Source organism: Streptomyces sp. NPDC097981, from assembly GCF_040302565.1.
Lineage (GTDB): Bacteria > Actinomycetota > Actinomycetes > Streptomycetales > Streptomycetaceae > Streptomyces.
Map to the genome: position 1 here is coordinate 1 of NZ_JBEORW010000123.1, position 5,935 is coordinate 5,935.

1 protein-coding gene is annotated in these 5,935 nt (G+C 73.4%); it reads right to left on the bottom strand.

Translation table 11 applies throughout. From position 1 onward, the window contains the following. Nucleotides 1-5,935 (bottom strand): non-ribosomal peptide synthetase (locus ABTY04_RS40120; RefSeq protein WP_352218374.1); only part of this gene is annotated, 5,935 nt, incomplete at both ends.

Consider the following 5,935-nt stretch of genomic DNA (forward strand, 5'->3'; position numbering starts at 1 on the left):
GGCGCTGCGCGAACGACAGCGGCACCCGCTCGGGACGCTCGCCCGCCGTCAGCGCCACCCGCGCCCGGTCGGCGCCGTCGAGACGCGCCGCCAGCAGCGCCACCGTCGGCGCCTCGAACAGCGCGCGCAGCGGAACCTCGACGCCCAGGACCGTCCGCACCCGGCTGATCAGCCGGGTCGCCAGCAGGGAGTGGCCGCCCAGGGCGAAGAAGTCGTCGTCGACGCCCACGCTCTCCAGGCCCAGGACCTGTGCGAACACGCCGCACAGGATCTCCTCCCGCAGGGTGACGGCCCTGCGGCCGCCGGTCGCGGCGCTGCCCTCGTAGTCGGGGGCGGGCAGGGCCCTGCGGTCGACCTTGCCGTTCGCGGTCAGCGGCAGCGCGTCCAGCACCACCACCGCGGACGGGACCATGTACTCCGGCAGCTGTCCGGTGAGGTACTCGCGTACGGACACCGGGAGTTCGGTGCCGTCGTGAGCGTCCGTGGACACCACGTAGGCGACGAGCCGCTTGTCCCCGGGGGCGTCCTGACGGACGATCACCGCGGCCTGCGCGACGTCGGGGTGCGCGGCCACCACGGCCTGCACCTCACCGGGCTCGACCCGGAAGCCGCGGACCTTGACCTGGTCGTCGGCGCGGCCGGCGAACACCAGTCGTCCTTCGGTGTCCCAGCTCGCCCGGTCCCCGGTGCGGTACATGCGCTCGCCCGGCTCGAAGGGGCAGGCGACGAACCGCTCCGCCGTGAGCCCGGCGCGGCCCGAGTATCCGCGGGCCAGACCGGCACCCGAGGTGTACAGCTCACCCACGACACCGACGGGCACGGGCTTCAGCCACTCGTCCACCACGTACACGCGGGTGTCGGAGACCGGGGTGCCGATCGGCACGCCCGCCTTGCCCGCCACGTCGACGGCCCGCACCTCGTGCACGGCGGTGAAGGTGGTGTTCTCCGTCGGCCCGTAGCCGTTGAGTAGGCGGACGGAGGGCAGTCGGTCCAGCACGGCGCGGCAGTGCGCGTTGGAGAGGACGTCGCCACCGGCCAGCAGCTGGTGGACGCCGCGGAGCATGTCGGGGTCCTGGTCGACCACTTCGTGGAACAGACCGGCCGTCAGCCACAGGGTGGTGACTCGGCGGGCGGTCAGGAACTCCCTGAGTTCGGCGACGGACAGCGCACCGGCGGGTGCGACGGCCAGGACCGCTCCGTTGAGCAGGGCGCCCCAGATCTCGAAGGTCGCCGCGTCGAAGGACGCCGAGGCCAGGTGCGCGACGACGTCACCGGCGCCGAGTTCGACGTACCCGGAGTCGCGCACCAGGCGGTCGATCGCCCGGTGCGGCACGACCGTGCCCTTGGGCAGGCCGGTGGAGCCGGAGGTGTAGATGACGTAGGCACCGCTGTCCGGGAGGACGGGGGCGGAGCGTTCGTCGTCCGTGAGCGCGGCGTCAGCCAGCCCGGCGAGCGTGGCGGCCGTCTCCGCGGCGTCCAGTACGAGGTACGGGACGGGCGCGGCTCCGGTGGCCGGGGTCTGGGGCGGGAGGACAGTCGCGCCGGTGGTCACCAGCAGCGCCGGTGCCGCGTCGGCCAGCATGAACGCGATGCGCTCCGCCGGGTACGAGGGGTCGACCGGAAGGTAGGCGGCGCCCGCCTTCGTGATCGCCAGGAGGGTGACGACGGCGTCGGCGCCCCGCGGCATGGCCACGGCGACGAGCGACTCCGCACCGACCCCCCGGTCCAGGAGCAGCCGCGCCAGCCGGTTCGCCCGGGCGTCGAGCTGCGCGTACGTCAGCTCGGTGCCCGCGGAGGTCAGCGCCACCGCGTCGGGGGTGCGGGCCACCTGTGCCTCGAAGAGTTCGGGCACGGTCGACGCCGCGGTGCGGCGGCCGGTGTCGTTGAGGTCCACCAGGACGTGGTGGCGCTCGGTCTCGTCGAGCACGTCGACGGCGGAGAGGGGGAGGCTCGGGCCGCCGTTCAGTTCGTCCTTCAGCGCGGCGACCAGGTTCTCGACGGTGGTGCGCAGCAGCGCGGCGACCGCCTGGGGGTCGATCGTCTCCACCGCGTCGACGGCCAGGCCGATGCCGTCCCCGTCGTCGTCGACGGACACCGAGAGCGGGTAGTTGGTGACTTCCCGGCCGAACACCAGCCGGATGCCCTCGACTGCGGAGCCGTCCGGCGTGGTGTCGTCGGCCTGCTCCTCCGGACGGGCGGTGTTGTGCCGGTAGTTGAACAGTGCGGTGAACAGCGGGGCGTCGCCCGGGACCCCGCTCGCCTGCTGCGCCAGGGCCAGCGGAGCGTGTTCGTGCTCCAGCAGTCCGGCGAGCTGGCCGCGCATCGCCACGACGGCGGCCCGCGCCGTCGTGCCGTCGATGCGCACGCGCATCGGGAGGGTGTTGATGAAGGGACCCGCCACCCGGTCGGAGCCCGCCCAGGCGTTCATCCGGCCGAGCAGGACGGTGCCGAACACCACGTCGTGCCGGCCGCTGAGCGCGGCGAGCAAACGGGCCCAGGCCACGTGCATGAGCGTCGCCGGGCTGGTGCCCAGGCGGCGTGCGGCGTCGCGGATCAGGCCGTCCAGCTCCGGTGTGAATCGGAGCCGGGCGCGGACCACGCCGGAGCCGTCGCCGAGCGCGTTCAGCTCCTGGTACGGGGCGGTCGTCTCCGTGACGTCGCCCAGCAGCTCGGAGAAGTAGCGGGTGTGGGCCTCCCGCTCGACGCCGTTGCGGGCCTGTGCGACGAAGTCGCGGAAGGGGAGCGGCTCCGGCAGGCTGTCGGCCCGGCCGGACAGGATCGTGACGACCTCGTCGAGGACGACTTCCATGCCGGTGTGGTCCTGCACCATGTGGTGCACCCGGAACAGCGCCAGCCACTTGCCGGTGCCCGGTTCGGGGGCAAGATGCACGCGGATCAGCGGCGCGCGTCCCAGGTCCATGGCCGATCCCGCGAGCGCCACCAGGTCGGCGACGGGATCGATGCTCCCGGAGTCCAGCAGCACCTCTTCGACCGACAGCGCGGCTCGGCGCCACACCACCTGTACGGGCTCGCGCAGGCCTTCCCACACGATCGCGGTCCGGAGGATGTCGTGACGGTCCACCACCTGCTGCAGTGCGAGCAGGTACCGGTCCAGGAGGTCCCGGGAGGCGAATTCGACCACCATCGGGGTCACATAGGCGTCCTCGCCGCCCTCCGCCAGCAGGTGGTGGAAGAGCAGCCCCTCCTGGAGCGGTGCGAGCGGGTAGACGTCGGCGACGTTGGCGGCGCCGCCGTCCACCGTGGCGACGATCCGCTCCACCTCGGCGGCCGTGAGGTCGACCAGGGGGAGCATCTCGGGAGTGATCGTCCGCGCGTCGTCCGGGATGCCGTTCGGCGGTACGACGACGAGTTCCGCGTCGGATGACGTCGCGAGGCCCGCGACGGTGGGCGTCTGGAACAGCGCGCGCACCGAGACCGGTACTCCGTGTTCCCGCAGCCGCTCCACGAGCCGGACCGCGAGCAGCGAGTGGCCGCCCAGCCCGAAGAAGTCGTCGTCGACGCCGACGCTCTCGAGACCCAGTACCTCTGCGAACGCCGCGCACATGAGTTCTTCCCGCAGGTTCGACGGGCCGCGGCCCTCGCCCTTGGCGTACTCCGGCACGGGCAGGGCCTTACGGTCCAGCTTGCCGTTCACCGACAGCGGCAGCACGTCCAGCACCACGACCGCCGACGGGACCATGTGCTGCGGCAGCTGCTCGGCCACCCGGGCCCGTACGCCTGCCGACAGCTCGTCGTGGTCCGCGCCTTCGGCGGGCACGACATAGGCGACCAGGCGGGGGTCACCGGAGACGTCCTCGCGGGCGATCACCGCGGCCTGCTCGACCGACGGGTGACCGGCCACCACGGCCTGCACCTCGCCGAGCTCGATGCGGAAGCCGCGGACCTTGACCTGTTCGTCGGCGCGGCCGACGAACATCAGCCGGCCGTCCGCGTCCCAGCGGGCCAGGTCACCGGTGCGGTACATCCGCTCACCGGGCGCGCCGTGCGGGCACGCCACGAAGCGCTCCGCGGTCAGTCCGGGGCGGCCCGCGTAGCCGCGCGCCAGTCCCGCTCCCGCCAGGTACAGCTCACCGACGACGCCGGGTGCCACGGGGGCCAGGAAGGCGTCCACGACGAACGCCCGCGCGTTGCCGATGGGCGAACCGATCGGCACCTCGCGCACTCCGGGGGCGCAGCGCCACACCGTCGCGTCCACCGTGGTCTCGGTCGGGCCGTAGGTGTTGAACATCAGCCGCCCGGCGGACCAGCGGTCCACCAGCTCCGGCGAGCACGCCTCGCCACCGACTTCGAGCACGACGCCCGGCGCGATCGACCCGGGCTCCAGCCCGGCGAGCACGGCCGGCGGCAGCGTCGCGTGGGTGATCTCCTGCTCCGCGAAGAACCGGGCGAGTTCCTGGCCCAGCCGCCGCTCGGCAGGGACCACGACCAGCGTCGCGCCCGAGGTGAGGGCCAGCGACCATTCGAGGCAGAAGTTGTCGAAGCTCAGGGACGCGAACTGCGCGACCCGGGAGTCCGGGCCCGCGCCGAACCGGGCCAGTGCCGCGACCGTGTTCGCGAAGCCGGACTGGGTCACGACCACGCCCTTCGGGCGGCCCGTCGACCCGGACGTGTAGATCACGTAGGCCGGGAGCGCGAGCGCCCGCGGCCGGTCCCCGGCCGTCGACGGCCGGGCCGCCGCGTCGTCCAGCGCCTGGGCGAACTCCGCCGTGTCGACGACCACGAGCGGGGCCGAGGCGGGAACGGCCGCGACCGTGCCCACCGCGCCGAGCACCACGGCCGGCTTGGCGTCGTCCAGCATGTAGGCGACCCGCTCGGCGGGGTAGGTGGGGTCGATGGGCAGGTAGGCGGCGCCGGCCTTCAGGATGCCGAGCAGCGCCACCATCAGATCGACGCCGCGTTCGAGCACGACCGCGACCAGCGACTCCGCGCCGACTCCCCGGTCCACCAGGTAGCGCGCCATCCGGTCGGCCCGGGCGTCGAGTTCCGCGTACGAGACCTCCGCGCCGTCGGCCACGACCGCGACGGCGTCGGGAGCCCGGGAGACCCGCTCCTCGAACAGCTCCACCACCGTGGCGCGCGGCACCTCGGTCGCGGTGTCGTTCCACTCCACCAGCACGCGGCGGCGCTCGTCCTCGCCGAGTACGTCGACGGCGCCGATGCGGGTGCGCGGGTCGGCGGCCAGGGTCCGGAGCACCGTCCCGAGGCGTCGGCCGAGCTGCTCGACGGTGTCCGTGTCGAACAGGTCCGCCGCCGCGACGACCACACCACGCAGGCCCGCCGGACGGTTCTGGGCGTCGAACACCTCGCCGACGGTCACGTCCAGGTCGAACTTGGCGACCGGCGCTCCCGCGGGCACCGTATCCGCCGCGAGACCGGAGAGGTCCAGGACCGCGTCGGCGTTGTTCTGCACCGTGAGGGTCACCTGGAACAGCGGGTGGCGGGCGAGGGAGCGGGCCGGGGCCAGCTCCTCGACCAGACGCTCGAACGGGACGTCCTGGTGAGCGAAGGCCGCGAGAGCGGTCTCCCGCACCCGGGAGAACAAGTCGGTGAAGGTCGGGTTCCCGGACAGGTCCGTGCGCAGCACGAGGGTGTTGACGAAGAAGCCGACGAGGTCGTCGAGTGCTTCGTCGGTGCGTCCGGCGTTCGGCGCGCCGATGGAGATGTCGGTTCCGCCGCCCAGCCGGGACAGCAGTACCGCCAGCGCGGTCTGCAGCAGCATGGACATGGTCACGCCCTCGGCGCGGGCCACGTCCACGAGCCGCGCGTGCACCTCGGCCGGGATCTCCAGCGGCACGCTGTGGCCGCGGTTGCCCAGCACCGCCGGGCGGGGACGGTCGTAGGGCAGGGTCAGCTCTTCGGGGGCTCCGGCGAGCGTGCGGCGCCAGTAGTCCACCTGGCGCGAGACCAGGCTGTC